Source organism: Pseudomonas sp. RIT-To-2 (genome assembly GCF_029623465.1).
Classification (GTDB): domain Bacteria; phylum Pseudomonadota; class Gammaproteobacteria; order Pseudomonadales; family Pseudomonadaceae; genus Aquipseudomonas; species Aquipseudomonas silvicola.
This window is the reverse complement of the sequence record NZ_JAPYKM010000039.1, coordinates 23,722-48,723: the sequence shown is the minus strand read 5'-3', so window position 1 is coordinate 48,723 and position 25,002 is coordinate 23,722. Positions and strand designations below refer to the sequence as shown.

25 protein-coding genes are annotated in these 25,002 nt (G+C 65.2%); 7 read left to right on the top strand and 18 right to left on the bottom strand.

All coding sequences use genetic code 11. The annotated features are described in order from the left end of the window. Positions 1–13: 13 nt before the first annotated feature. The 4 genes from QBK88_RS25995 to QBK88_RS25980 are packed head-to-tail and all read right to left on the bottom strand — an operon-like array spanning position 14 to position 5,188. Positions 14–1,723 carry an ABC transporter ATP-binding protein gene (locus QBK88_RS25995; protein WP_277964288.1) on the bottom strand — a complete coding sequence of 570 codons (1,710 nt, stop codon included), beginning with the start codon at positions 1,721–1,723 and terminating at the stop codon, positions 14–16. Then, positions 1,720–2,577 carry an ABC transporter permease gene (locus QBK88_RS25990; protein WP_277964287.1) on the bottom strand — a complete coding sequence of 286 codons (858 nt, stop codon included), beginning with the start codon at positions 2,575–2,577 and terminating at the stop codon, positions 1,720–1,722. Before QBK88_RS25990 ends, QBK88_RS25995 begins: the two co-directional genes overlap by 4 nt. Further along, on the bottom strand, positions 2,574–3,557 hold the full coding sequence (locus QBK88_RS25985) for an ABC transporter permease (protein WP_277964286.1): 984 nt from the start codon (positions 3,555–3,557) through the stop codon (positions 2,574–2,576). Before QBK88_RS25985 ends, QBK88_RS25990 begins: the two co-directional genes overlap by 4 nt. Further along, a complete protein-coding gene (locus tag QBK88_RS25980) occupies positions 3,554–5,188 on the bottom strand; it encodes an ABC transporter substrate-binding protein (protein WP_277964285.1) in 1,635 nt (544 codons plus the stop codon). The genes QBK88_RS25985 and QBK88_RS25980 overlap by 4 nt, the downstream gene beginning before the upstream one ends. 337 nt (positions 5,189–5,525) lie before the next feature. Here QBK88_RS25980 and QBK88_RS25975 point away from each other — a divergent pair, with 337 nt between their 5' ends. The 3 genes from QBK88_RS25975 to QBK88_RS25965 all read left to right on the top strand — a co-directional run bounded on the left by QBK88_RS25975 (position 5,526) and on the right by QBK88_RS25965 (position 8,735). After that, on the top strand, positions 5,526–6,620 hold the full coding sequence (locus tag QBK88_RS25975) for a lysozyme inhibitor LprI family protein (RefSeq protein WP_277964284.1): 1,095 nt from the start codon (positions 5,526–5,528) through the stop codon (positions 6,618–6,620). Between the two features lie 60 nt (positions 6,621–6,680). Next, complete coding sequence (locus QBK88_RS25970; protein WP_268142300.1) at positions 6,681–7,433, top strand: hypothetical protein; 753 nt, start codon at positions 6,681–6,683, stop codon at positions 7,431–7,433. Between the two features lie 66 nt (positions 7,434–7,499). Then, positions 7,500–8,735 (top strand): VWA domain-containing protein, encoded by a 1,236-nt coding sequence (locus QBK88_RS25965; protein WP_277964283.1) that lies wholly within the window; start codon positions 7,500–7,502, stop codon positions 8,733–8,735. A 114-nt stretch (positions 8,736–8,849) separates the two neighbouring features. On the opposite strand, the gene QBK88_RS25960 is transcribed toward QBK88_RS25965, so the two are convergent. The 13 genes from QBK88_RS25960 to QBK88_RS25900 all read right to left on the bottom strand — a co-directional run bounded on the left by QBK88_RS25960 (position 8,850) and on the right by QBK88_RS25900 (position 20,300). After that, complete coding sequence (locus QBK88_RS25960) at positions 8,850–9,428, bottom strand: TerD family protein (protein WP_268142303.1); 579 nt, start codon at positions 9,426–9,428, stop codon at positions 8,850–8,852. 27 nt (positions 9,429–9,455) lie between these two features. Beyond that, positions 9,456–10,031, bottom strand: a complete 576-nt coding sequence (locus tag QBK88_RS25955) for a TerD family protein (protein WP_268142305.1) — start codon at positions 10,029–10,031, stop codon at positions 9,456–9,458. A 31-nt stretch (positions 10,032–10,062) separates the two neighbouring features. Then, complete coding sequence (locus QBK88_RS25950) at positions 10,063–11,061, bottom strand: TerC/Alx family metal homeostasis membrane protein (protein ID WP_277964300.1); 999 nt, start codon at positions 11,059–11,061, stop codon at positions 10,063–10,065. 44 nt (positions 11,062–11,105) lie between these two features. After that, on the bottom strand, positions 11,106–11,555 hold the full coding sequence (locus QBK88_RS25945) for a tellurite resistance TerB family protein (protein ID WP_277964282.1): 450 nt from the start codon (positions 11,553–11,555) through the stop codon (positions 11,106–11,108). 47 nt (positions 11,556–11,602) lie between these two features. Further along, positions 11,603–12,769 (bottom strand): TerD family protein, encoded by a 1,167-nt coding sequence (locus QBK88_RS25940; protein ID WP_277964281.1) that lies wholly within the window; start codon positions 12,767–12,769, stop codon positions 11,603–11,605. After that, positions 12,766–13,353: a TerD family protein gene (locus tag QBK88_RS25935; RefSeq protein ID WP_268142310.1), complete on the bottom strand. Its 588-nt coding sequence runs from the start codon at positions 13,351–13,353 to the stop codon at positions 12,766–12,768. Before QBK88_RS25935 ends, QBK88_RS25940 begins: the two co-directional genes overlap by 4 nt. 2 nt (positions 13,354–13,355) lie before the next feature. After that, positions 13,356–14,111, bottom strand: coding sequence for an HAD family hydrolase (locus tag QBK88_RS25930; RefSeq protein ID WP_277964280.1), 756 nt, complete (start codon positions 14,109–14,111; stop codon positions 13,356–13,358). After that, a complete protein-coding gene (locus QBK88_RS25925) occupies positions 14,108–15,055 on the bottom strand; it encodes an HpcH/HpaI aldolase/citrate lyase family protein (protein WP_277964279.1) in 948 nt (315 codons plus the stop codon). Before QBK88_RS25925 ends, QBK88_RS25930 begins: the two co-directional genes overlap by 4 nt. Continuing rightward, positions 15,055–16,146, bottom strand: a complete 1,092-nt coding sequence (locus QBK88_RS25920; protein ID WP_268142315.1) for a cysteine protease StiP family protein — start codon at positions 16,144–16,146, stop codon at positions 15,055–15,057. The genes QBK88_RS25925 and QBK88_RS25920 overlap by 1 nt, the downstream gene beginning before the upstream one ends. Beyond that, positions 16,139–16,897: a trehalose phosphatase gene (locus QBK88_RS25915; protein ID WP_277964278.1), complete on the bottom strand. Its 759-nt coding sequence runs from the start codon at positions 16,895–16,897 to the stop codon at positions 16,139–16,141. The genes QBK88_RS25920 and QBK88_RS25915 overlap by 8 nt, the downstream gene beginning before the upstream one ends. Next, a complete protein-coding gene (locus tag QBK88_RS25910; protein ID WP_277964277.1) occupies positions 16,887–18,023 on the bottom strand; it encodes a phosphoribosyltransferase domain-containing protein in 1,137 nt (378 codons plus the stop codon). Before QBK88_RS25910 ends, QBK88_RS25915 begins: the two co-directional genes overlap by 11 nt. Positions 18,024–18,090: 67 nt before the next feature. After that, a complete protein-coding gene (locus tag QBK88_RS25905; protein WP_277964276.1) occupies positions 18,091–19,218 on the bottom strand; it encodes a trypsin-like peptidase domain-containing protein in 1,128 nt (375 codons plus the stop codon). 83 nt (positions 19,219–19,301) lie between these two features. Beyond that, positions 19,302–20,300, bottom strand: a complete 999-nt coding sequence (locus tag QBK88_RS25900; RefSeq protein WP_277964275.1) for an ATP-grasp domain-containing protein — start codon at positions 20,298–20,300, stop codon at positions 19,302–19,304. Between the two features lie 340 nt (positions 20,301–20,640). Here QBK88_RS25900 and QBK88_RS25895 point away from each other — a divergent pair, with 340 nt between their 5' ends. From QBK88_RS25895 to QBK88_RS25885, 3 genes are all read left to right on the top strand, one after another. Next, the gene (locus tag QBK88_RS25895; RefSeq protein WP_268142321.1) at positions 20,641–21,132 is read left to right on the top strand and encodes an acyl-CoA thioesterase; all 492 of its coding nucleotides are present in this window, start codon (positions 20,641–20,643) and stop codon (positions 21,130–21,132) included. Positions 21,133–21,164: 32 nt separating this feature from the next. Next, the gene (locus QBK88_RS25890; RefSeq protein ID WP_277964274.1) at positions 21,165–22,817 is read left to right on the top strand and encodes an FMN-binding glutamate synthase family protein; all 1,653 of its coding nucleotides are present in this window, start codon (positions 21,165–21,167) and stop codon (positions 22,815–22,817) included. A gap of 138 nt (positions 22,818–22,955) precedes the next feature. Next, entirely contained in the window at positions 22,956–23,225 is a 270-nt protein-coding gene (locus QBK88_RS25885; RefSeq protein WP_277964273.1) for a hypothetical protein, read from the top strand. On the opposite strand, the gene QBK88_RS25880 is transcribed toward QBK88_RS25885, so the two are convergent. Next, the gene (locus QBK88_RS25880; protein ID WP_268142326.1) at positions 23,206–23,622 is read right to left on the bottom strand and encodes a hypothetical protein; all 417 of its coding nucleotides are present in this window, start codon (positions 23,620–23,622) and stop codon (positions 23,206–23,208) included. The genes QBK88_RS25885 and QBK88_RS25880 overlap by 20 nt on opposite strands. A 117-nt stretch (positions 23,623–23,739) precedes the next feature. On the opposite strand from QBK88_RS25880, the gene QBK88_RS25875 reads away from it, so the two are divergent. Next, positions 23,740–24,999: a hypothetical protein gene (locus QBK88_RS25875; protein ID WP_277964272.1), complete on the top strand. Its 1,260-nt coding sequence runs from the start codon at positions 23,740–23,742 to the stop codon at positions 24,997–24,999. The last annotated feature ends 3 nt before the right edge of the window (positions 25,000–25,002 follow it).

The window sequence follows — 25,002 nt, the reverse complement described above, 5'->3', positions numbered from 1 at the left end:
ACTCCTGGGCGATTCAAATGGCGATTTTCCATAGGCGCGACTCATCGAAGAGCCACAACGGGTTTTCCGCTTCCACCGGCGGTGCCTGCCAGGCCACCCCGGCACCGGGCAAGCGCGGCACAGCGGCCAGCAGGCGGCGGGTGTAGTCATGGCGCGGGTGATCAAACACCTGGTCGACGCTGCCGCTCTCCACCACCTGGCCGTGGCGCATCACCAATACCTGGTCGCTGACATGGCGGATCACCCCCAGGTCGTGGGAAATGAACAGGTAGGCCAGGCCCAGTTCGGTCTGCAGGTCGGCCAGCAAGTCCAGCACCTGGGCCTGCACCGACACATCCAGCGCCGATACCGGTTCGTCGCAGACGATCACCTTGGGGTTACTGGCGATGGCACGGGCAATGGCAACGCGTTGCCGCTGGCCGCCGGACAGTTGCAAAGGGCGACGGCTGGCCAGGGCAGCCGGCAGGCGCACCTGGTCGAGCAGGCGGGCGACCCGTGCCGCGTGCTCGTGCGCCGCCACGCCGGCAACGTCCAGGGCATCGACGAGGATCTGGCCGACATTCCAGCGTGGGTCGAACGAGCTCAGCGGGTCTTGGTAGATGACGCTGATGTCGCGCCGAAGCAAGCGTCGCCGCGCCTCGCTGACCGCCCCCTCGCCCGTGCCGTTCCACGGCTGGCCGGCGAAGGTCACGGTACCGGCATCCGGGGTCAGCAAGCCGAGGGCAATGCGCGCGGCCGTGGTCTTGCCTGAACCGGACTCACCGACTATCCCCAGGGTCTGCCCGGGATGCAGGGCGAAGCTGATGTCATTGACCACCTGGCGCACCTGACGGTCAGGGCCCTCATAGCGCTTGCCCAGGCCCTTGGCCTGCAACAACGGCTCGCCCACCGCCAGCGTCCGCACCCGTGGGGCCGGGCCGCCGCCGGGTGACAGTCGCGTGCCACGCTGGTGTTCGCCAGGCACGGCGTCCAGCAGTGCCTGGGCGTACGGGTGGCTGGGGGTGCGCAATACCTGATCGATGGGCCCCTGCTCCACCACCTCGCCATGGCGCAGCACCAGCACGTCATCGGCCAATTGCGCGACCACCGCCAAGTCGTGGCTGATGATGACCAGTGACGCACCCCGGGCCTTGATGCCCTGCAGCACTTCCAGTATCTGCGCTTGCACCGTGGCGTCCAGCGCAGTGGTGGGTTCGTCGGCAATCACCAGGCTGGGGTCCAGGGCCAGGGCGCTGGCAATCAGCGCGCGCTGGCGCAGGCCACCGGACAGTTGGTCGGGGCGCTGACGGGCGCGCAACTGCGGCTCTGGTACACCCACCCGCGTCAGCAGCTCCTGCACCCGCGCCTGGCGGCTGGCCGCGGTGCCCCACTGATGGGTGCTCAGGACTTCGAGGATCTCCTTGCCCACCGGGCGCAACGGGTCCAGGGACACCAGGGCGTCCTGCAGCACGAAGCCAATGTCGCGCCCACGCAGGCGTCGCCAGTGGCGTTCGCTCAAGGCCAGCAAGTCATGATCCCCGTAGCGCAGGGTGCGTGCGCTGATCTGCGCGCCGGCACCGGCCAGGCCGATCAGGCTGCGCGCGGTCACGCTCTTGCCCGAGCCGGACTCGCCCACCAGCGCCAGGGTCTTGCCCGGTGCCAGGGTGAAACTCACATCGCGCACCACGCTGTGGTCACCGAAACGGATGGACAGCCCCTCGACAGTCAATGTCTTCTGGCTCATGACAGGCGGCCCTCCAGGCGTTGTTGCAGGTAACGGCCCACCACGGTGGTGGACAAGGTGGTCAAGACGATGAACAGCCCGGGCACGAAGGTCAGCCAGGGGGCGTTGACCACGAAGTCGCGGCCCATGGACAGCATGGTCCCCCACTCGGGTGCGGGCGGCTTGGCACCCAGGCCCAGGAAACTCAGGGCCGAAGCCCAGACGATGGCTTGGCCCACGCCCATGGTCATGGTCACCACCAGCGGGCGCAGGGCGTTGGGCAGCAACTGGCGCAGGATGATCCGCGCTGGGCGGTGGCCCAAGGCGCGGGCCGCCTCGATATAACCGGCATTGCGCACACTCAGTACCTGGCCGCGGACCATGCGTGCGTAGCCCGGCGCGCCGCCGATGCCGGTAGCGATGATCAACGGCCCGATACCGCTGCCAAATACCGCCACGAACAGCAGGGCCAGTACCAGGCTGGGAAAGGCGAACAGCACTTCCAGCAGCCAGCCGATGGCGCGGTCGGTCGCGCCGCCCAACAGCCCGCCGAGCAGCCCCAGGCTGATGGCCACGGCCATGGCCAGCGCTGTGGCGGCAATGCCGATCAGCAGCGACTGGCGGGCACCGAAGACGATGCGTGCATAGATGTCGCGGCCCGATTGGTCAGTACCGAACCAGTGCGCCCAGCCAGGCGCCTGAAACGCGTCCCGCGGCACGATGGCCAGCGGATCGCTGTGGCTGAACAGGCCCGGGGCCAGTGCCGCGGCCACCAGCCAGGCCAGGAACAGGCCTGCCAGCAAGGTGCCCCAGCGCGGGGTGAAACGGGGCCGGGCCAGGTCCAGCGCGGGGGCTTCGAGAATCAGTTGGCTCATGGGCGTTGCTCCGCCAGGCGTGGGTCGATCCACTCATACAGCAGGTCGATGAGAATGTTGGCCAGCACATAGCCGGCCGCCACCACCAGGCTGATGCCGATGGTCAGGGGCAGGTCCTGGGCCTGCACCGCCTGGTACAGCTGGCGCCCCAGGCCCTTGCGGGAAAAGATCACTTCCACCACGACGGCGCCGCTGATCAGCGCGCCGATGGCCCAGCCCGACAGTGACACCCCCGGTAGCACCGCATGGCGCAGGGCGTGCCGGAAACGCACCGCCAGGTCACTGAGGCCACGGGTACGGGCAGTCAGCACGAAGGGCTGCTCCAGGGTCAATTCCAGGGATTCGCGGGTCACCTGGCCGATGAAACCGGCCAATGGCAGGGCCAGCGCCAGCGCCGGCAACACCAGGGTGGCGATACCGTCACTGCCCGCCGGCGGAAACCAGCGCAGGCCAAAGGCGAACACCGCCAGCAACATGATCGCCAGCCAGAACTGCGGCAGTGCCGCCGACACCGTTTCCACCAGCGAGCCCAACTGGCTCAGCCAGCCCCGCCGGCCAGCGGTCACCAGGGTCCAGGCGAGCACCAGCGCCCAGGCCAGCAACAGGGCGACCACGACCAGCTCCAGGGTCGCCCCGCTCTGCTCGGCCAGCACCTGGGTCACCGGCTGGTGGCGCGAATAGGAGACACCCAGGTCACCCTGCACCAGCTTGGCCAGGTACAGGCCGTATTGCACGGCCAGCGGCTTGTCCAACCCGAACTCGCGGGTGGCTTCGGCGATGGTCTCCGGGGTCGGGTTGCCGCTGGGGCCGCCCAGGATGGCCAGCACCGGGTCACCTGGCATCAGCCGCAGGGCAAAGAACGTCAGGGTGGCCACGGCCCACAGCACCAGCACGGCACCGCCCAGCCGCAGCAGCGCACGCCGGCCCAGGTGGGCCAAGCGCTGACGGCGCGGGTTTTCCAGCGTCACGATGGCATTCATTTGTTCACCCATGCGTCATAGAGGTAGGTCACGGCCAGGGAGGGCTCGATGCGCACGCCCTGGGTGGTCTTGTAGATGCCCAGGCGCGTGCTTTGCGGGTAGGTGGTCAGTTGCAGGTAGTTGCGGCTGGCGATCGCCTGTGCCTGGTAATACAGGGCCTGGCGCTGTTGCGGGTCTTGGGTGGCCAGGGCGCCCTCCAGCGTCTGGTCGAACGTCTTGTCGTCAAAGCCTGCGGTGTTCTGGTGGTACCCGCCCACACCCGCCGGTTGCAGGAACTGCGAGCTGAAGATGATGCGCAGCACGTCGGCGGTGTTGGTGTTCCAGTACTCGGGAATGACGTCGTAGTCCCATTTGGCCTGGTGGTCGGTGGCCTGCACCGCGCTCATCTGGTCGATCAACACCTCGAAGCCCACGGCGCGGGTGGTGGCTTGCACTTGTTCCCACAGGGTCTGCTCCGAGGGCGGGGTCTCATTGCTCATGATCACATGCACCTGCAGGCGCTGGCCGTCCCTGGTGCGGTAACCCTGGGCGTCGCGCCGCGTCCAGCCGGCCTCATCCAACAGGTGGTTGGCCCGGGCCGGGTCATAGTCCTGCGCGTGCTCGAAGTCAGCGCTGTGAAACCGCGTGGCTGAACTCAACGGCGCCCCGGCCCGCGGAAACTCGCCGAAGTACACGCTCTTGAGCGCGCCCTCCACATCGGCGCTGCGCACAAAGGCCTCGCGCACCTTCACGTCGTTGAAGGGCACCCGGCGGGTGTTGAGGGTGCCGTTGGTGGGGTTGCCGGGCCGCAGGGCAATCATCAGGCTCAGGTCCGGGTTATGCCGGGCCGCTGCGTGGGACTCGGGCGGCAGTGCCTCGATCACGTCCACCTCACCGGCCTGCAGCGAAGCGAAGCGTACCGATGGTTCGGGGATGAACTTCCACACCACCCGGTCCAGATAGGCTGGCCCTTGATGATGGGCCGTGGGCGGCGCCCAGTTGTAATCGGGGTTGCGCACCAGCTCAACCTGGCTCTGGCGGTCCCACTTGACCACCTTGAACGGCCCCGAACCCACCGGCGACTGGCAATTTTCGTCCCGCGAGCGCAACAGCGCGGTGGGCGACTCGATACCCAGAAACCCTTGCGCCAGTACTTCAAGGAACGCGGCATAGGGTGAGGACAGGTGCACCACGGCGGTGTGCTCATCCACCACGTCCGTGCTGACGTACTGGCGGATATAGCCACCGGCCGTACTGGACTGGGTCTTGGGGTTGGCCATGTGGTCGAGGTTGGCCTTCACGGCGGCGGCGTTGAACGGCGTGCCATCGGTGAAATGCACGTCATCGCGCAAGTGAAAGGTATAGGTGGTTCCGTCGGCGGAGACCTCCCAGCTTTTGGCCAGCCAAGGGCCGATCTTGCCGTTTTCGTCCATGGACACCAACGAGTCCAGGTACTGCTGCCCCACGAATACCTGGGGCATGTCGCCGGACACGTGGGGGTCCAGGCAGGTGGGCTCGCGGTCGGTGGCATAGACCAGCGTGCCGCCGCTGACGGGCGTGGTGCTGCGCTGTGCCACTTGGGTACTGCGGTCGCACGCCGCCAGCGCCACACACAGCGCGGCCAGGGTGAAAGTCTTGAAGGTTGGATGCACGGGCGTCCCTCGGCGAATGGTTCTGGCCTAGGGGATTGCACAAGCCGTGCCGGGTTGAAAGGCCCGGTTCAAAGGGCTTTGGCGGGGGTTGGCGAGGGCGGAAAGCGGCAAACTGCCGATCAAGTGTTGGTGGGGCAACAGCGCCGCATGGCGCCAATGCCTGGCTATCGATCGCCGAGTGGAAATCGAGCTCACATTGCCGCAGCGCTGCCGAGGACACGCAGACTGGAACCTAGATCGGCCATAGCGAAAAGCCACTAAGGAATTCACGCGCACCGCCGATACAGGCTCTGCCTTTGCACAGGACTCGGCATTTACCAGGATAAGGGACTACAGGATGACGCTCCGCCACACCACCGCACTGCTGCTGGCGCTTCTGGCTGGCAATGGCATGGCTGCCAGCTTCGATTGTTCGAAGGCCAGTTCCTTCGCGGAAAAATCCATCTGCGCCGATGGTTATCTGTCCACAGTGGACAACGTGCTCGCCACGTCCTACAAGAAGGCCCTGACCGCTGCCGCCGATCCGCAGGCGCTACGCCAGTCCCAGCGTGAGTGGCTGGCCCAGCGTGACCAATGCACCACTCAGCAGTGCCTGGACAAGGCGCTGGGCGCGCGTATTCAGGTGCTTGACCACTACGCCGCGGATGAGCAGGCCAAGGCCTATGACGCTGAGCAGCGGGTTCAGGCCCAGCAGCGTGAAGCGCAACGCCAGGCGCAAGATGCCTTGGCAGCGCAGCGCGCCGAGCAGGCCCGGGCGGCGGCTGAGCAACAGCCTCAGCCGCACGCTGTGGCGCCCGCCGCCCCCCTTCAGCCGCGCTACCAGGCTCCTGCCCCGGCTGCTCAACCCGCTGCCGCGCAAACGCTGTGGCAATGGTTCTTCGGTGGTCCCGGCTGGAAGTACACGCTACTGATCGGGGCCGGCATCACGGCGGTCACCCTGCGGCGCCACCACGCCCAGGTGGCCACCCTCTACACCGACTACACGGACGCCGCCATCACCAACCTGCTGCCGGCTGCCGGCGTGATCATCGGTGCGCTGTGTCGATGGCTGGAGTTGCCCGCCGTACTGGTGTACAGCGCCGGCGTGACGGGTTTCGCCCTGGCAATCCTGTACGCGGTCTATGCCTCGATACGCAGCAACCGCGGCGCCTTGAACACCGTCATGGTCATCGTGACAAAACTGACGTTCATCTCGGTGTTCTACGTGCTGATCGGCTTGCTGATCGCCTCGTTGTTCGTCAACACCCGCCGCCAAGGCGAATCCCAGGCCCGGGCCGACGCACGCAACCGTCGCGAGAAACGGGCCACCCGCGCCCAGATCACCGGCCTGACACTGGCGTACACGGCCCTGACGGCCTGGTTGTGCCGGCGGCCGATGTTCACCTCGCTGGCCGACTGCCTCGAGTTCGACACCACTCCTCTACTGACCTGACAGGCAAGGGCGGCAATACCCCTGCCTGCTTCATTCGTTCCACCCCCACGGAAGATCTCCATGTCACACGCCGGTATTCCCTGCCTCGCCTTCATGATCCTGATTGGCTGCCTCAGCTTCTTCCTGCCCCCGGAAGCCGTTGCCATCTCGATAAGCATTGTCGTGCTGTTCGCAGGCCCGTACTTTCTGTATTACCTGTTCAAACACAACCTGCACCACGACATCATCCGCGGCTTTTTGCTGTCGCTGCTGGTCATGGCGCTGGGCATGATTCCGGTGCTGGGCTGGATCGCCATCATCGGGTTTCTGATCTACAACATCGCGCGCGCCGTGGACGGGCTGAAGAGCCTGGTACCCGATGCGCTGGTCAGCATCGTCATTTATGCCCTGCTGTGCGCCCGGGTAATGTTCGATATCCACACCCCGCTGGCCATTGCCGGCCTGGCGTTCGCCTACCTCGCGGTTGCCGTTCTGTATTGCCGCACCCTTGACCACCTGGAGCCGGAACTGGCCTGGTTCAAATTGTCGATCATGTTCCTGGCCATTCCCTTCTGCGTGCTAACCGTGGTGTCGATCGTTTCGGCGCTTGGCAACCTGTTCCGCACCGTCGGCTCGAGCCTGACCCGCACCCTGATCACCCCGCAGACCGTATCCGGCCACATGCGCAATGGCATGCGCATCGACGCCTATACCCGCAACATCACGACGACAGTAACCACCACCGTGACCCACACAGTGCCCAGCGTCGGCACCATCACCGCCACCGCTGCGGCCGACGTGGCGCAAAAAGTCAAGGATGAACAGGCTGACTGAAGGCCACACCAGCGGGCCGAGCCTGTATGATTGGCGATACTTTTCACGCCAACACAGGGAAGCGCCATGCAGCTTACGCAAGGGCAACGACTGCCACTGTCAAGTATCCTCCAGGGTGACCAGCTCACCCTGTCCCTCACCCTCAAGTCCCCCCATGTCATCGACTACGCGTGCTTTGGCATCGATGCCGCCGGCAAGCTGTCGGATGACCGCTACATGGTCTTCTTCAACCAGCCTGCCACGCCCTGCGCCAGTGTTCGGCTCGCTCACGAAGGTGCGTTCAGCCTGAACCTGGCGACCCTGCCGGCGACCATCGAGCGCCTGGTGTTCACGGCCGCCATCGACGGCAACGGCGCCATGCGCGACCTGGCGCCCAGCGCTTTTGCGGTTCAGGCAGCCAATGGCGCCATTGCGGCGACGTGCGAGTTTCAGGGCCGGGACTTTGCCAGCGAGAAGGCCATCATGGTTGCCGACCTGTACCGCAAGGACGGCGCCTGGCGCCTGCAGGCCAACCTGCAGGGCTTCAACGACGGCCTGGACGCACTGGTGCGCCATTTCGGCGGCGAAGTCCTGGAACAACCGGTGGCACCCGCCCGAATTTCCCTTGAGAAGAAAATCGCCGACGCCGCGCCGCACTTGCTCAGCCTGGCCAAGAAAGCCCAACTGAGCCTGGAAAAGAACAACCTGGCCAACGTCACGGCCCGGGTAGCGCTGGTGCTGGACGTCTCAGGCTCGATGAACGGCCAATACAACAAGGGCCGGGTCCAGGAAGTGGTGAACCGCCTGGTGCCGCTGGCCGTGCACTTCGATGATGACGGCGAACTGGACTGCTGGGGGTTCGCGGCCAAGCCGCAGCAACTGCCAGCGGTATCACTGGCCAACCACAAGGACTACGTGAACACCGTGGAAGGTGGCTGGAAACGCTGGAACCTGGGGGCCCGGGTGAACGACGAGCCCAAGGTCATTCGCCAGGTGATCGACTATTACAAACGCTCCGGGGATCTGACGCCGGTCTACGTGATGTTCATCAGTGACGGTGGCGTGCATGAAAACAAGGCCATCACCCAACTGATCGTCGAGGCGGCACGCTACCCGGTGTTCTGGCAGTTCGTGGGCCTGGGCGGCTCCAGTTACGGCATTCTGGAAAAGCTCGACACATTGCCCGGCCGGGTGGTCGACAACTGCGGGTTCTTCGCCCTGGACGACCTGCATGATGTGAGTGAAGAGGCGCTGTACGACAAGTTGATGAACGAGTTTCCCAGCTGGCTCAAGGAGGCCAGAGGGAAAGGCATTCTCGGCTGACTGTCTTGTGCCCTGCCTGGCGGCCGCGACAGGCTGTAGCCGCGTCGAGCTGCCACACGGGCAACACAAAAAACCCTGCGCGAAGGCAGGGTTTCTTGTCAGCGCTGGGGGGTATCAGCCGATGCTAACGCCATGGGCTTCAGCCAATGGCTTGAGGCCGCCGGCGAAACCCTGGCCGATGGCCTTGAACTTGAACTCGTCGCCGTTGCGGTACACCTCACCGAAAATCATCGCGGTTTCGGTGGAGGCGTCTTCGGACAAGTCATAACGGGCCAGTTCCTTGCCGTCCGCCTTGTTGACCACACGAATGTAAGCGTTGCCAACCTGGCCAAAGCTTTGCTTGCGCGCTTCCGCATCGTGGATGGTCACCGCGAACACCAACTTCTTCACCGCGGCGGCCAGGCCGGTGAGCTTGACCACCACTTGTTCGTCATCACCCTCACCGGCGCCCGAACGGTTGTCGCCCAGGTGTTCGATGGAGCCATCAACGGACTTCTTGTTGTTGTAGAAGATGAAACTGGCATCGTCCAGGACCTTGCCGTTTTCACCTACCACGAACACCGAGGCGTCCAGGTCGAATTCCTGGCCATCGGTGACGCGAGCATCCCAGCCCAGGCCCACGGTCACTTCGCTGAGGCCCGGGGCCTCCTTGGACAGCGAGACGTTGGAGCCTTTGGACAAACTTACAGCCATGGTCTGATTCCTTGTGGTTGCGGGTAATTAGAAGTTCAAGCCGAAGGAGTTGGCCACGGCCTTCAGGCCGCCAGCATAACCCTGGCCGATGGCGCGGAACTTCCACTCGCCGTTGTTGCGATACAGCTCGGCGAAGATCATCGCGGTTTCAGTGGACGCATCTTCCGCCAGGTCGTAGCGGACCACTTCGGCGTTGGTGACTTCGTTGACGACGCGAATGAACGCACCGCCCACCTGGCCAAAGTTCTGCTTGCGCGCTTCGGCGTCGTGGATGGTCACGGTGAACACCACTTTGTCGATGTCGGCCGGTACGCGGCTGAGGTCGATCTTCAGCACTTCGTCGTCGCCATCACCGGCGCCGGTGCGGTTGTCACCGGTGTGTTCGATGGAACCGTCCTGGCTTTTGAGCTGGTTGTAGAAAATGAAATCGGCTTCACCGCGAACCTTGCCGGTGCTGCTCAGCAGGAACGCACTGGCGTCCAGGTCGAATTCGGTGCCATCGGTGGCGCGTGGGTCCCAGCCCAGGCCGACCAGCAATTTGGTCAGCGACGGGTCGGTTTTGGACAGGGAAAGGTTACCGCCCTTCTGAAGAGACAATGCCATGTTACAACTCCTTGTTTTGCCGATGAGGGAATCAATTGGGCTCGGTTTGACCGTCGTCCTTGCCCGGGAAAATGACGCTGGCCAGGATGCCGATCACCAGTACTACCATCACGATGAGCAGGCTGGTATTGGCACTGATGCTGTAGCCGTGCTGGAACAGGTGGTCGGTGGCGTTGAGCGCCAGCTTGGCCGCGATGAAGAACAACAGCGCGATCACCGCCTTTTCCAGGTGCACCAGGTAACGCTTCAAGGCTTCGAGCACGAAATACATGGTGCGCAGGCCCAGGATGGCGAAGAGCATGGCCGAGTACACGATCAGCGGTTCGCGGCTGACGGCGATCACCGCCGGCACCGAGTCGAACGCGAACAGCACGTCGGACACCTCGGCTACCACCAGGCACAGGAACAGCGGCGTGGCAAAGATCGCGCCCTTGGCCGCCAGGCTCAGGCCCGCGTGCTCGGGCTTGCCGATTTCGCGCTCCAGGGTCTTGCGACTGACGAAGAACTGGTTGCCGTACAGCTTGGGCCACACGGGAAAAAGTTTGGAGGCAAAGCGGTAGGCCAGGTGGCTGGAGTAGTCCTCTTCCTCCTCGTCATCGCCGCCGCCCTTGAGCATCATGATGGCAGTCCAGGCCACGATGACGGCGAACACAACCTCGACCCACGGGCCGAAGGCCAGCAGCCCGGTGCCGATGGCCACGAAGATGCCCCGGAACACGATGGCGCCGATGATGCCCCAGTACAGCACCCGGTGACGCAGGCCGTCCGGCACCTTGAACCAGGCGAAGATCGCCATGAAGACAAACAGGTTGTCCACGCTCAGGACTTTTTCCAAGGCATAGCCAGTGACGAACAGGCTGGCCACTTCCGGGCCGTGCTGCACGTACAGGAAACCGGCGAAGGCCAGCGACAGGGCGATCCAGAACAGCGACCAGACCGAGGCCTTGGCCAGCGAAACCGGCTTGTCGCCACGGTGGGTGAGCATGTCCAGCAGCATGGCGCCGATGGCCATCCCGGCGAAAACCGCCATGGTCAGCGGGGGAAAACCGATGTGAGTGTCCACGTTCAAATACCTTACAGTTCGAAATCAGCGGGGTTCAGGCCCAGCTCCAGGCAGATCAGGCGGCAGGCTGCCTTTTCCTTGTCGTCGAAGTTGCCGTCCGAAGCGCCGATCGCACAGGCCACCCGCACCAGCAGGCGTGAGGCGCCGTCGTTGCCCTTGATCTTGTTGATCACTTTCAGCGCCTCGGCCTGGCCGATCTGGTAGTCGAACTCGAACTTGCCCACCGCGTCGTTGAACGACTTGATCACGTCCGTCAGGTCGAACACCTTGAGCTCCGGCGAGTTCTTGATGAACCCGGCCATCTTCATCTTCTCGGCAGAGGAAACCTCGCCGTCCGCCGCCGCGATCATGGCGCAGGCCGATGCCGTGGCATCCATGAAGCTGCGGTTCTTGAACTTCGCCACCTCGGTGGTCAGTGTTTCACGGGCTTTCGCCGCGTTCGTTTTCAGCCATTCCAGCATGGTGCAGTCCTCGCAGGCGGGGCAAACTGCCCCGCGAATTCAGGGTGTTATTTGGAGCCCGCGCTCCAGCGCATGCCCCAGCCGTATGCCTTGTCCATGGGTTCGTGGCCCTTGTGGAAATCCACCCGGCGGGTCACCTTGACCGCACCGTTGTCGTTCTCCAGCAGGGCGATGGCACACATGCCCAGCCGCCCGCCCTCCTCGTTCAGGCGCACTTCGATCTCCGGTTGGCCCGGTACGTGGATGGTTACCACGCCGTCGGTTTCCTTCCAGTTCGGCGCGCCGTCGTAGATGAACGCGTACACCAGAATGCGGCGGATCTCGCTCCACTTCTTGCCGTTGATGTGCAGCCATTCGCCACCGGCCACGGAGCCGGTGCGGTCATCGCCCATCAGCTGGATGTAGGGCTCGTCCTGCAGGTCGCCGAAGGCATTGCCCAAGGCCTGGACGGCACCCTTGTAGCCGTCCTGCAGTTCGAACAGGCAGCCCACGTCCAGGTCGATGGCCTGGCTGCGCGAAAACAGGCCGCCGGACTTGCCCTTGTTCCAGTTGAGGTTGACGCGGATCTCGCCGAAGCCGGCCGCTGTCTTCTCCAGGCTGATGGATGAGCGCGTCTTGTCCAGGGTGACCTTGCTCAGGCTGATCTTCGGCGCCGGCGCCGGGGCTGGCGCCGCCGGGGGTGCCGCCGGGGCAGCGGCAGGCGTGGGAGCAGCCGCGATCTCGACCCCGAAATGGGTGGCCAGCGGCGCCAGGCCGCCAGCAAAGCCTTGACCCACGCAGCGAAATTTCCAGGCGCCCTGGCGCAGGTAGAACTCGCCGAGGATCAGCGCGGTTTCCTTCATCCCGGCAGTCGGGATCTGCGCTTCGATACCGCCCGCCACGTGCAGCGACAAGGTCGAGACACGCTCGAAGCTGGCCTTGTTCTCGTGGATGGTAGCAGTCAGCGCCACTTTCTCGACGCCCGCGTCCAGGCGCCCCAGGTCCAGGGTGAACGCCGCGCGCCCAGGCGAGGCATCCGTGAGCTGAAGCGCACCGCCCAGCACGTTGGGCTGGCCGTAGAAGCACATGTCCTGATCGCCGCGCACCTTGCCCTGGGCGGTCAGGGCGAAGGCGGATACATCGATATCGGCGCCGGCGATGGTGCCGTAATGGATGTCCACGCGAAGCGAGCCGGTGGCGACCGGCGCATTGCCACCCGGTACCAGCACGGTCATGCGCGCACCGCCTCGACCGCCAGGTTCACCAGGTCATCGGCAGTACGGCCATTGGTGGTCTTGCCGATGGCCTTGAAGTCCCAGCCGGCCGGGCCACGGGTGAGGCTGGCCATGACGATACCGGTATGGCCGCCCTTCTCGGACAGGTTGAAACGCGCCAGCTCCTTGTTGGCGCCGCTGTCGACGATACGGCAGTAGGCGTTCTCGACTTTCTGGAAGGTCTGCCCGGTGAACGAATTGACGGTGAACACCAGGTGTTTCACGGTTGCCGGCAGGCGGCCCAGGTCGACGGCGATGGACTCGTCGTCGCCGTCGCCTTCACCGGTGCGGTTGTCACCCGAGTGCTGAATCGAGCCATCCCGCGACTTCAACTGGCGAAACCAGACCAGGTCCACGGGCTTGAACCCCTCATCGAACAGGATGCAGGAAGCATCCAGGTCGATATCACCGCTGTTGCCCATCAGCTTGCCGAAAAAGCCGGTCTTCTCGGGGTCCCAACCCAGCCCGAGGGTGATCTTGCTCAACCCGCCTCCAGCGGTTTTCTCCAGTGAAATCGACTGATTCTTGGCTAACGTCAGTGCCATGGTTACGCTCCTTGTTGGTCATCAGGGCCTTGGCCGGAGCCAGGCCCGTTTTTTCGTGAAGAGTCTTCGGGGGTGGCCCGCTTGACCTGGCTGCCGATGGTCTCGATACGAAACCGACCCCGTTGCCAGGCAGGGTGAAAATGGCGCCAATGGGCGTCCTGGGCGGCGGCCAGCAACTCGTGGTCGCCACGGGTGTCACCCCAGGCGCGCAGGCGGTACTGCGACAGTGGGCCGTACACCGCTTCCAGGCGCAGCACCTTGGTTTCGCACCGGCAGTTGCTGCCACTGATACGGCCGGTCAGCCGGCCGTTGGCAACTTCCAGCTCCGTGGCGATCAGGCGGATGCCCAGGTGCTCGGCAAAGGGCTTGAGCACCAGGCTCGGCGAAGCCGAGCACAACGTCACCTGCGCACCGGACGCCCGCTCGGCCGCCACCGCGGCGACGCCGGCCGGGCGCATCAGGCGCCCCCAGAAGTGGGCGCGGAACTGCCCGGCCTTCTGTTCCAGCCAACTGACCTCTACATCGGTGAGAAACGACGCAATCAACGTGGCCTTCAGTTCATCGCGGCTCAGGCCTTTGCCCAGGTAACGCACCGCCGAGGGCAGCATGCGCACCATGCGCCAGGTAAAGGCGCGGTTGCCAAAAGCGAATTTCAGAAAAGGCACGAAGCTGTCGTGCCGGGTCAGCGTGCCGTCAAAGTCAAACACTGACAGCACCTTGGCCCCCGCGGGGCCGGCTTCCAGCATGTCCTGTGTCATCGACTTACCTCTGCCAGGCGTACTGGCTCAATGGATGTGGCGTCACCCTGTTTGACGCCATGCCACTGGGCGCGTTCGACAATCCGCGTGGCCCAGTTGAAATGAGTGGCGGGTTCGCACATGGCATCGTTATGCCGAAACACGGCGGGCGCCGCCTCGCTCAGGATCAACCGGGCACCATTGAGGTCTTCGAGACTGACCCGCAACGCGTCCTGGATAACGCTGACCTGCGCGGGGTGGATGGCGGTCTTGCCGACCAGGCCGTGCGCGATGTCCAGGGCCAGTTCCTCGGCCAGCAACCGCGGCGCGGACATCAGCTCGAACACCGGTGCGGTCAGGGCAAACCCCTGGGCCCCGAGAATGCCGGCCAGCATCGGAATGACGTAGCCCATGGGCGTCTGGTAGAGGGTACGCTCGGGGTCGCGGCGCAAGCCCAGGCAACCCATCAGGTCATTGCCGCCGATACGCACGACGATTACCTGCTCCCCCAGTGTCTGGCGCATGGCCTCGCCCAGTTCGACCATGGCGTTGGGGCTGAACACCTCGCGGGTTTCCAGGGTAGGCATCAGTGCCAGCGCCGGGTTGGAAACGGCACGGGCCCAGGCCGGCAACGTGCCCAGCGTCAGCTTGGGTACCACGAAGCCGTCGATCAGGGCCATGCGGGGCCATTCGTTGAGCCGCGCCGCCATGGTCACGTCCCGCGGGCGCACGAACACCAGCGGCCCGTTGGCCGGCCGGCCGCCGTGGGCCTCGATGCGCAGCAGCAATTGCCGCAGGTTGGCCAGGGCAGTCTCGACGTCCAGGCACGCGACGGCGTCCTCCAGGCAGATGACCACCGAGCGCAATTCAGGCAGCTTGCGGCCCAGCACCACGTCGAGGATGTCGTCGCGGGTGGCGGGCATGTAGAGCGTGGCGCCCAGCGCATGAGGGGAGATACGACTCATCAGCTTACGCTCCGAATGATGGTCACCGCCCGGTAAGGCCCCAGTTCAGCGCCCGCCTCTTCCACTTCGATGCCGGCGCGTTCCGTCAGGTGCAGCAACAGTTGAATGTCGGCATCGTCGCGCTCGCGCACCAGCACCCGGTACGGCACCCGCCGCAGCACCGCGCGCGTGGCCTCGGCGATGCCGGGTTTTATCCGGTTCAGGTTGCTGATCTGGAACCGCGTGGCCAGGCGGGTGACCACGTCGACGGCCTCGGCCTGCAGTGCAAGGGCCTGAGCCGCTGTCCACGGCGAGGCGGCCGGGGTGTCCAGGCGCGGGCGCGCGGCCTGGATGCGCTCGATGAAGCCCTGGGTGACATCGTGCCCGGCCAGGTGGTCGTACACCACGCAACCATGCAAGCCACCCGAGGCGGGCCAGATCGAGCGCGACACCAGGCCAGACACGGTGGCGCCCAGGATACCGGACGGAATCAACCAGTCCTGCGCCGAGGCCGCCAGCCAGGCACGGCCGCACGGGTCGGCCAGCACCACCAGGCGTGGCCCGAGGGGAAAGCGGGGGTCGTCGCCCAGGCTGCGCGCGATTTCACCGGCGATGGCGCCCTTGCCGGTCCAGCCGTCGACAAAGACGATGTTGGCGGCCCCATGGCGAGCGATGATGGCCTCCAGTGCCACCGTGTCGATACCCCGGTCGCGCACGATGCTGATGCCGTAGTGGTGGGCATCGCGTCCCCGTTCCACCAGGGCATGGCGCAGCAGTACCCCCAGCGGCACGCCGGCACGCACGAACGAGACCAGGGCGATGCTCGGCCCGCGATATTGCTCGGCCAGTGTGTGGGCCAGCGCCTGGACATCATCGGCCATGCGCGCGCCGTTCTGGGCCATGGCCTGCTCATAGAGCGCCATGTGCAGCGCCGACGGTGCCGACTCTTCGCTGATCATCTCCGAATAATGCTTCTGCCGGCTCTGGATCAGGCGCTCCTTCTCCAGAACATCGGTCATGTCCATGGCCACTGGCTGCAGCAAAAAATGCACGTCGGTGGGCCGGTAGCTGCCGCTGCCCACGGTGGTGTAACCCGGCAATGGGCTATCCATGCACGGCGCCCTCCACCAGGTTGGCCAGTTGGCTGCGCGCAGGCGTGGCCCAATAGCTGCACAGGTCCATGAAGCCGAGGTCGGTGATGCTGTCGCCAAAGCCCAGCACAGGACGCTCGCCATGCAACGCCCGGTCGCGTGCCAGCAGGTGCTCGACCGCCACACGCTTGCCCAGGCCGTCGGGCAGCAGCGCCAGGTTGTTGCCGTTGAGGTGCACATGCATGCCGTCGATCAGCCCCCGCTGGCGCAGGTGCTCGGCGACGCGCGGCAGGTCGGCATCGGTGCCGCTGTTGTGCTTGATGACCACGTAATGCTGTTGCCCTGCCTCTTCCACCACCCACCCGCGCAACGAAATGCTCAGCGCATCGCCCACTTGCAACGCGCTGGCACACAAGGTTGGCAGGCGCTGCTGGAAGGCGCTCAAGCGCTCGCCCATGAGGGCCTGCCAGTCGGCATTCACGGCGCCGTCCGGGTCGAGAATGACGGCGCCATGGGAGCACACCGCGCCCTGGCTGAACCCCAGCCGCACCCGGCGAAACGCTTCGGCGCTGCGCGCGGTGACCGGGACCACGTCGGTGGTCGCCAGCAGCCACTGGACGAAGCTGTTCTGCACGTTGCTCATGTAGCCGCTGACAGCCCCGTGGGTGTCATAGGAAGCCGGGTATCGCACGCTACCTTCGGGCATCTTGCGCGCGGTCTGGAACAGCGTGTCGTCCAGGTCGACCAACGCCAGTGGACGCTTATTGACCATCGACGATCACCTCGGCGTTCAAGGCTTCGACCAGCGCGGCCGGTACCGCGAGCGCGGGCGTTTCGCTGCAGATGAGCACCCGGTCGAACTGGCCAGGCGCAACGTTGTAGAGGAAATTGACGATGCCCAGCCCGTAGTTGTCCGAGAACGACAAGGCGTGGTCGATGGCGTGCCCGATGGCGATGGGCGACCGCGTGGTCGAGCTGAAATGCACCTGCGCCCCGGCGCGCTCCAGGCGCTCGGCGAGCAGGAACGGTTTCCACACGAATTCGCCCGTGCCAATGACGATGATGCGCTCACCGGGCTGCACCTGCAGGTTGGGCGCCAGGGTGTCGGCCACGGCGCGAACGCCGAGCCGCCCCCAGTCGTTCCGCGGGTCGATGGGCCACTCGCCGACTTCCACGGTGCCGGTCTCGGGCATCTCGGGCAGCAAGGCCGCCGGGTCTTCGGTAAAGCGGTAGGCCCCCTGCAACAGCGACACCTGGTGGGCATGCTGGCCAATGCTGGTGGACACGGCCCCGGCGGACCAGTCGGTCAGCACGCAGGTCACCACCCGCTCCACCTGGTGGAGGCCGGCGTCGATGAGGGCTCGGTGCAGGTTGATGAAGGTCTTGCCCGTGGACGCTTCGTCGTCGACCATCACCAGCGAACGGGCCCCGAGCATCATGGCGCGCAGGGCCGGGTCCACTGGCAGGTGAATCAGGTGGGCATTGGCGTGGCTATGTTCCTCTTCGAAGCGGGCAAACATCGACGTGCCGACCGGGTGCCGGGTGCTGACGATGTACAAGGCATCGTCCCGGGTGCGGCTGTAGGCCCGGTGCACGCCGGCACCCAGGCCGACGGCGGTCTCGGCCATGCCCACCACCAGCACGGGCCCTGGCAGGTAGGCCGGCAGTTGCGCCGCCAGGCTGTCATAGCTGGCCTGCATCACCGAGGGTTTCACCGGAATATGCTTGCCCAGCACCCGGGACACGAACAGGAAGGCGCGCTTGGGGTTGCGCCGTTCGGCAAAGCCGAACAGGCTCTCAGGGGCGATGGATGAGGCGGCCACATCAACCTGAAGGCACCCGCGCACCAGTGTCGCGCTGAGTGTGGTCGACGCTGAGGTCGCTCCGTGAAATTCCATGACTGTTTCCCTGTGTGCAATGGTAGTGGTTCGGTACTGCGTACTGCGCGACAAGCCCCGTGGCCGGTCAGTTGCGCGCTTCAATCTTCCATAGCGCGGGTTGTGCCCGTCGGGCGATGTCGCTGGCACTCAACGTGGTGCGTTCCCCGCCCTGGTCCGCCTCCAGGTGGCAGGCCTGCAGAAACGCCAGCAGCAGGCCGCCCTTGACGGCGAAGTTCATGTTCTGGGCATCAGGCAGCGAAGAAGTGACCATGCCGACCACCTCGCCGGCCGCATCGAACAGCGGGCTACCGCTGGAGCCGGGCTGGATGGCGGCGGTGAATTGCAGCAGGCTCGAATCGTTGTGCAGGCCGAACAGGCCCGATACACCACCCTGGGTGACGTGGGCACCAGCGCCCGCGAGCCCGGCCATGGGGTAACCGACCGCCACCACCGAGTCGCCCAGCGAGCAACCCTGCCCGCCGGCGAAGCGCACCGGGTTCAGGACGACGTCCTGCACGCGCAGCAGGGCCAGGTCGTTCCGGCTGTCGACCATGACCGGTTCGGCGCGGTGGCGGCCTTCGAAGGAACTGATATGGATTTCGTGCATGCCCTCGATGACATGCGCGCAGGTCAGCAAGGCTCGCTGCGACACTGCGAAACCGGTGCCGGTGGCGCCACTGGAGGCGCGCTCGCGGCCGGGCCCTCGCCGCTCGGGGTTGCTTTCATCGAGGGCCACGCCCAGCCGGCGCCCGAGGGCGGCCAGGCCATACGCCGAGCCTTCGGCCAGGGCGCGGAATTTCCACTGCCCGGCGCGCAGGTAGCACTCGCCCAGGATGATGGCGGCTTCGCCATGGCCGCGCAGGTCGACACGGTGTTCAAGAGCGCCATCCAGGCGCAGCGTGCAGCCGAGCAGGTCGCTGACCGGCCCCGTGGCCGCATAGGTGTACAACACGATGAGCACGCGGTCGGCGCCCGCGGGCAGGTTGGCAAGCGTGAGCTGGCAACCGACATGCCCCGGGTCGCCGCGCCACTCCATCCAGGCCGGCTGGGGCGCATGGAACAGGGCCGGCTCACCCTTGGGCTGGCGCTTTTCGTCCACCGCCAGCAACGCGACCGCGGCCGTGGCACCCATGGCGTCGGCACGCTCGGTTTCCAGCACCCAGGCAGTCGTGGCTGAAGCTAGAACGGCATTGGCGCCGGTGGCCAGAAGCATGAGGTAACTCTCCCTGAGTGCGTTTGTCCGTGCATGTACAAGCTACGCGTCGAAAGTGTAACAAATAAGAAGGCTTAGCAATATCAATCGGACACTATTGCCGCCACCGTGATGGCCCTCACCCGCACGCCAGGCACCCACTGCCGAGGCGGCTCGGGGTAACCCAGCCGACGAGTGGCGAAAATACCGGCCAGGTTCACGCCGGTGGCACGGGTGTAGCCAATGCCACCCGAATACCGCGGGTTGATCTCCAGCAAGTGGGGCACGCCCTGGGCGTCGTCGCGCGTCTGCACATTGACCAGGCCATCGCAGCCGAAATGCTCGGCGGCCCGCACCGCCAGCTCCACCGCGGCGCCATCGCGTTCGAAGGTCTGGTAGCCGCCCTGCTTGCGGCGGCCCACGCAGGCCACCACCCGCCCCGCTTCACAGACCATGTCCATGGAACATTCGCTGCCGGCCAGGTAGGGCATCACCAGCATCGCGGGGCGCGTGGCCTGCGCTGTGTAAGCCTGCAGGTAATCACTGAAGCTGACCTCGCGGGCGTCGGGGTTGGCGAAGCAGCGGAAACGGTCGACGCCCGGCCTGAACCGCCAGAAGCCCTGGCCGTAGATGCCCACGGCCGGCTTGATGCAGGCCTCGCCCTGGGCGGAAACGACGGCATGGGCCTGCACCAGTTCGTCGGCGTTGGTCACCGTGATGGCGGGCACACAGGCCAGGCCGGCACGCTGCGCCTGCGCGGTGAACTGGCTCTTGTCATCGACCCGTTCGAACGTCTCCAGGGAAGTGCCACCGGTCACCAGCACCAGGCCGGCGCGCTGGAAGACCTCGCGGTGCACTTCATACCCGGCGCCGGCGCGGCCGGCCACGATTACCCGGATGCCGTGGGCCAGGGCCGTGTCGAGAATGAAAGCCAGACGCTCGGCCGGATCGGCGGGCTCCTGGTAGCTGATATCCGCCAGGCCAGTGATTTCGGCCCGGTCCCCGCGGTGGGAAGCGTGGATGGCGGTGCCGGGTGGCAAGGCATCGCGGGCCCCCAGGATGATGTCGCGCTGGGAAGCCTGTCCTTCTAGAAACCAGATCATTGACTGTGTACCTTGTGGCGCGCTCGCGACTGGACTGCCCACGCTAGGCAGTGGCGCGCCATTATGCCTTCCCGGGTGGCGGGTAGTGATGGGTTTCATGCCCAAAAACCCAGGCAGAGTATTTCAAGAAATGACGGCGCAGCCGCCACCGTCACAAAGCGAATCAATCGCCCCTGCGCCGCGCATTATTACCCGATGGGAAACGCACCCTTTCACAATATTAGCTAGCTAACTATCTTGTCCCACTGATACCGTCCTAGGGCTCCAACACTGCACCCCCAGGCCTGAATCGCCGGGCCACACGGCGGCGGGCCACAACGCCTGACGTGATGAGGTTTTCATGGAACCTGGTAGCTACCAATTGAGCATGAGTGTGCTCATGACCCCCGACAAAGCCAACTTTTCCGGCAACGTGCACGGCGGCGCGCTGCTCAAGATGCTCGACGAAGTCGCCTTCGCCTGCGCCAAGCGTTACGCCGGCCGTTATGTGGTCACCCTCTCGGTCGACCAGGTGATCTTCAAGGAGCCCATCCATGTGGGCGAACTGGTGACCTTTCTCGCTTCGGTCAATTACACCGGCCGGACCTCCCTTGAAGTGGGGGTGAAGGTGATGACCGAGAATATTCACGAGCGCACCGTGCGCCATACCAACAGTTGCTATTTCACCATGGTAGCCATCGACACCGACGGCCGCCCCTGCCCCGTGCGACCGCTGGTACCCGATACCGCCGTCGAGTTGCGCCGCTATGCCCAGGGCCAGTTGCGCAAGCAGCAACGCCAGCAACTGCAAGCCCGCTATGACGAAATCCGTGAAATCGGCGCTGCCGATTGAAGATGCCGCGACCGTACCGTGAGAAAACCACAATGAAAATATCGCTCCTGAGCCGCTACGCCGTGTTCACCGGCTGTGTCCTGTTCACCCTGTTCGGCCTCTTTTTCCTGACGCTGTCACCCGGGCTCGATGTGCTGGTGGCAATCACCGGAGTACTGAGCCTGATCGGCGTATATGACCTGCTGCAAACCCAGCATTCGGTGCGCCGCAATTATCCTATCCTGGGCCATGCCCGCTACCTGATCGAAACCATCCGCCCGGAAATCCGCCAGTACATGCTGGAGGGTGATGACGAGAAGCTGCCCTTCTCCCGCGCCCAGCGCTCGATCGTGTACCAGCGAGCGAAGAACCAGCCGGCAGAAAAGGCCTTCGGCACGCTGACCGATGTTTACCAACCAGGGTTCGAGTTCATCAGCCACTCCATGCTGCCCAGCGATGCCTGCGACCCACGGCACTTTCATGTGACCATTGGCGGGCCGGCCTGCCAACAGGCCTACCGCGCTTCGGTGTTCAACATCTCGGCCATGAGTTTCGGTGCCCTCAGCGCCAACGCCATTCGCGCCTTGAACCGCGGGGCCAAGCTCGGCGGCTTCGCCCATGACACTGGCGAGGGCAGCATCAGCCCTTACCATCAGGAGTTCGGCGGCGATCTGATCTGGGAAATCGGCAGTGGCTATTTTGGCTGCCGCACGCTCAGCGGGCAGTTCGACCCGGTGCGCTTTGCTGAAACCGCACGCCAGCCCCAGGTGAAAATGATCGAGATCAAGATGAGCCAGGGCGCCAAGCCGGGCCATGGCGGCATCCTGCCCAAACACAAGGTCACCGAGGAAATCGCCAGCACCCGCGGGGTGAAAATGGGCGAGGACTGCATCTCGCCCGCCCGTCATTCACAGTTCAGCACCCCGTTGCAGTTGCTGGAGTTCATCACCCAATTGCGCACCCTGTCCGGCGGCAAGCCGGTAGGCTTCAAGCTGTGCCTGGGCCACCCCTGGGAATTCATGGCGATCGTCAAGGCCATGCTGCAGACGGGGGTACAGCCGGACTTCATCGTGGTCGACGGCAAGGAAGGCGGCACGGGGGCGGCGCCTCGCGAGTTTACCGACAACATGGGCATGCCGATGCGCGAAGGCCTGCTGTTCGTGCATAACGTGCTGGTGGGCGCTGGCCTGCGCAGCCAGATCAAGCTGGGTGCCAGCGGCAAGATCGTCAGCGCGTTCGACATCGCCAGTGTGCTGGCCATTGGCGCCGATTGGGTCAATTCGGCGCGCGGCTTCATGTTTGCCATCGGCTGCATTCAGTCCCAGAGCTGCCACACCAACAAGTGCCCTACCGGCGTGGCCACCCAGGACCCCTTGCGCCAGCGGGCGCTGGAAGTGACGGACAAGGCACAGCGGGTCGCCAATTTCCACCGCAATACCCTGGTGGCGTTGGGCGAAATGCTCAGCGCCGCAGGCCTCAGCCATCCGAGTGAACTGGAACCCAAGCACCTGGTGCGGCGCATGACCACCACCGAGGTTCGGCTGTTTTCGCAGATCCATGTGTTCCTGGAGCCCGGGGAATTGCTGGGCAAACCGGTCACCGCCGAGTTCTACGCGCGCATGTGGCGCATGGCCCAGGCCGAGAGCTTCGCGCCCCTGGCGGTGCAGCCCCCGACCAAGGCTGACCGGGTGCCCGAGCCTGCTTGACCCACCTCTGCGTCAGGCCTGGATACCGCCTCCAGCCTGACGCGGCCTGGCGGCCACTACAGCTCAACAGCCCCTTGAACCCACGGCAACGTCGCGTGCAGACTAGGCTTTTCCAATTACAACTAAAAAGGAAGCCTGATGCGGACCTTTGATCTGATTCGCGACGCCGTGCTACCCGATTTCCGTGAGCGGGTGGCCGACTACCTGATCGAATACGAAACCGTGCTGGGTGCCGGTACGGCCGACAGCACCCTGCTGCGCGATACCGCGAACCAACTGCGCGGTTACCTGCGAGGCCTGAACACGACCCGGGTGCTGGGCATGGCCGACTGGGAAGAACTGGATCGTCGCGTGCTGACGACCTGGCTGAGCGAACCCGGTGAAGCCATCACGTCTCCAGCCACGTAGCGCTGGGCATGCGCATCCGGTCGATGCCCACTACGTCGCAGTATTCCAGCAGCGGCAATACGTAAGTGATCACCCTGGCACCCAAGGTGCCGTTGGCGCGCAGCCGGGCGGCGCGGCACAGCGGGCCGGCGGAACGGGGGTCACTGCTCGACTGCACCGCCACCGCGTTTTCATCCCCTACATGCCCGCCAGTCGCCAGGAAGTCCAGGGCCTGTTCGAACGCCAACCGTGGCACCCGTACGCGGGTCTCGCGCTCACGGCCGGTGAATACGTCAATGGCGTGGTGGTCGCCCGAACCCACCAGAAAGTTTCGGGCCCCCGCCGGCGTCAGCAATGCAGCGCCTTCGGCGTTCAGAATCATTGTCCACAGGGCGGGGGTAACGCGGTTGCCGGGCATGCTCTCGAATCCATGATCAAAACGCCCATTTTGCCACGCCACAGAAACCCGCGCGCACACAAATCGCGCACGCCACAGTAAGATAAGCGGCCCCTACCCCAGCAGATGGACCTGAGCATGAACTGGAAAGCCCTTGAACACGCCCTGTTCGAGTCGGCCAAGGACACCCTTCAGGCTGTGCTTGCAGAGGGCCACGGCCCGCTGCACGCCGCGGTGTTCCACGCCAGCTACCGGGAAGAAGAAGCCACCCTTACCCTGCCCAGCCTCGCCCTGCATGACAGGGCTGCCAGCGATCTCAGCTTTCAGGGTGACGATTGGAACCCGGTGGACTGGCGCTGGGACTGGGATCTGCATGACTACGCCAACGCGGCGCTGCTGGCGTTGGATGCCCCCCTTCAGGCCCACGCCAACCAGCGGTTTCGCCGGCACTGGCAAGCAACGGAAAAACGCTTTCTGGTCACCGTGGCGCGTGCCGCCAAAAGGTTGTCCGCCCACGCCCACACCTTGCCGGGGGTCGCACCCGGCTTCGTCGCGTTCTTCCATGACGAGTCGGGCGACATCGCCCTGGCCAGACGCAGCCTCACGCCCGCGCAGTTCGAGGCCCACTTCCCGGTGGAACGGGCGCTTGAGCAGCAACTCAGCGAGTTGGCGCGCCAGCCGCGGGCGCAGCAGGCACGGTTCTACCTGTCCAGGCTGGGCTGCTACGACGGTATCAGCACCGAGGACGCCCAGCGCTGGCTGATTGCCCATGGCGACGCCGCCTGGGAGGGCCTGATCGACACGCTGTACGCGCCTGCACACTCTGCCTGCGCTGCCCGGATTCTGGGGCTGGCCGGCTGCAACCGCGTCGAAGTGCTCGACGCACTGCGCGGTCAGGCCAGTCGGGCACCCGACGAACCCACACGCAACTGGTGCATAAAGGCACTGGGCTACCTCAACGATGAAGCCTGGCTCAGCGGCCAGGCACCCGAAGTGGCGGCCCAGGGGCTGTGCGCGAACTTCGACAGCTTCCGGCCCCGCGGCGCACACCCTGCTCTTCTGCACTACGCGGCCGTGGAGCGGGCACTGGCAGCCCGTCCCGAGCTTGAAACGGCTATCGAAGCAGCCTTCGATGACTGCCCCGCCTGGGCAGACATCGGCGCCGCCGACGTGGTCCCTGCGGTCCAGGGGCTGCAGTCGCCCTACCCTTGCGTCCGTCGGCATGCCGCGGGTTTTCTCGGCAACTGGGGTGAGGGGCTGGACCAGCTGGCGCTGGCCCTGCAAGCGCTGCGGCGCGCTACTGACGATGCCGACGAACAGGTACGCCAGCGAGCGACTGCCAGCGTGGCGCACCTGGAGGCATTCGCAGCCAAAGCAGATCACCTGTCGCGGTCGTGAGGC

Excerpts from the sequence above, each read along its gene's own strand:
- QBK88_RS25930 (WP_277964280.1), bottom strand. The coding sequence starts at position 14,111 with ATGACACAGGACATGCTGGAAGCCGGCCCCGCGGGGGCCAAGGTGCTG.
- QBK88_RS25920 (WP_268142315.1), bottom strand. The coding sequence starts at position 16,146 with ATGGATAGCCCATTGCCGGGTTACACCACCGTGGGCAGCGGCAGCTAC.
- QBK88_RS25940 (WP_277964281.1), bottom strand. The coding sequence starts at position 12,769 with ATGACCGTGCTGGTACCGGGTGGCAATGCGCCGGTCGCCACCGGCTCG.
- QBK88_RS25900 (WP_277964275.1), bottom strand. The coding sequence starts at position 20,300 with ATGATCTGGTTTCTAGAAGGACAGGCTTCCCAGCGCGACATCATCCTG.
- QBK88_RS25950 (WP_277964300.1), bottom strand. The coding sequence starts at position 11,061 with ATGGCGGTTTTCGCCGGGATGGCCATCGGCGCCATGCTGCTGGACATG.
- QBK88_RS25945 (WP_277964282.1), bottom strand. The coding sequence starts at position 11,555 with ATGCTGGAATGGCTGAAAACGAACGCGGCGAAAGCCCGTGAAACACTG.
- QBK88_RS25955 (WP_268142305.1), bottom strand. The coding sequence starts at position 10,031 with ATGGCATTGTCTCTTCAGAAGGGCGGTAACCTTTCCCTGTCCAAAACC.
- QBK88_RS25970 (WP_268142300.1), top strand. The coding sequence starts at position 6,681 with ATGTCACACGCCGGTATTCCCTGCCTCGCCTTCATGATCCTGATTGGC.
- QBK88_RS25935 (WP_268142310.1), bottom strand. The coding sequence starts at position 13,353 with ATGGCACTGACGTTAGCCAAGAATCAGTCGATTTCACTGGAGAAAACC.
- QBK88_RS25990 (WP_277964287.1), bottom strand. The coding sequence starts at position 2,577 with ATGAGCCAACTGATTCTCGAAGCCCCCGCGCTGGACCTGGCCCGGCCC.
- QBK88_RS25905 (WP_277964276.1), bottom strand. The coding sequence starts at position 19,218 with ATGCTTCTGGCCACCGGCGCCAATGCCGTTCTAGCTTCAGCCACGACT.
- QBK88_RS25960 (WP_268142303.1), bottom strand. The coding sequence starts at position 9,428 with ATGGCTGTAAGTTTGTCCAAAGGCTCCAACGTCTCGCTGTCCAAGGAG.
- QBK88_RS25915 (WP_277964278.1), bottom strand. The coding sequence starts at position 16,897 with ATGGTCAATAAGCGTCCACTGGCGTTGGTCGACCTGGACGACACGCTG.
- QBK88_RS25880 (WP_268142326.1), bottom strand. The coding sequence starts at position 23,622 with ATGCCCGGCAACCGCGTTACCCCCGCCCTGTGGACAATGATTCTGAAC.
- QBK88_RS25875 (WP_277964272.1), top strand. The coding sequence starts at position 23,740 with ATGAACTGGAAAGCCCTTGAACACGCCCTGTTCGAGTCGGCCAAGGAC.
- QBK88_RS25995 (WP_277964288.1), bottom strand. The coding sequence starts at position 1,723 with ATGAGCCAGAAGACATTGACTGTCGAGGGGCTGTCCATCCGTTTCGGT.
- QBK88_RS25965 (WP_277964283.1), top strand. The coding sequence starts at position 7,500 with ATGCAGCTTACGCAAGGGCAACGACTGCCACTGTCAAGTATCCTCCAG.
- QBK88_RS25975 (WP_277964284.1), top strand. The coding sequence starts at position 5,526 with ATGACGCTCCGCCACACCACCGCACTGCTGCTGGCGCTTCTGGCTGGC.
- QBK88_RS25910 (WP_277964277.1), bottom strand. The coding sequence starts at position 18,023 with ATGGAATTTCACGGAGCGACCTCAGCGTCGACCACACTCAGCGCGACA.
- QBK88_RS25895 (WP_268142321.1), top strand. The coding sequence starts at position 20,641 with ATGGAACCTGGTAGCTACCAATTGAGCATGAGTGTGCTCATGACCCCC.
- QBK88_RS25925 (WP_277964279.1), bottom strand. The coding sequence starts at position 15,055 with ATGAGTCGTATCTCCCCTCATGCGCTGGGCGCCACGCTCTACATGCCC.
- QBK88_RS25890 (WP_277964274.1), top strand. The coding sequence starts at position 21,165 with ATGAAAATATCGCTCCTGAGCCGCTACGCCGTGTTCACCGGCTGTGTC.
- QBK88_RS25885 (WP_277964273.1), top strand. The coding sequence starts at position 22,956 with ATGCGGACCTTTGATCTGATTCGCGACGCCGTGCTACCCGATTTCCGT.
- QBK88_RS25985 (WP_277964286.1), bottom strand. The coding sequence starts at position 3,557 with ATGAATGCCATCGTGACGCTGGAAAACCCGCGCCGTCAGCGCTTGGCC.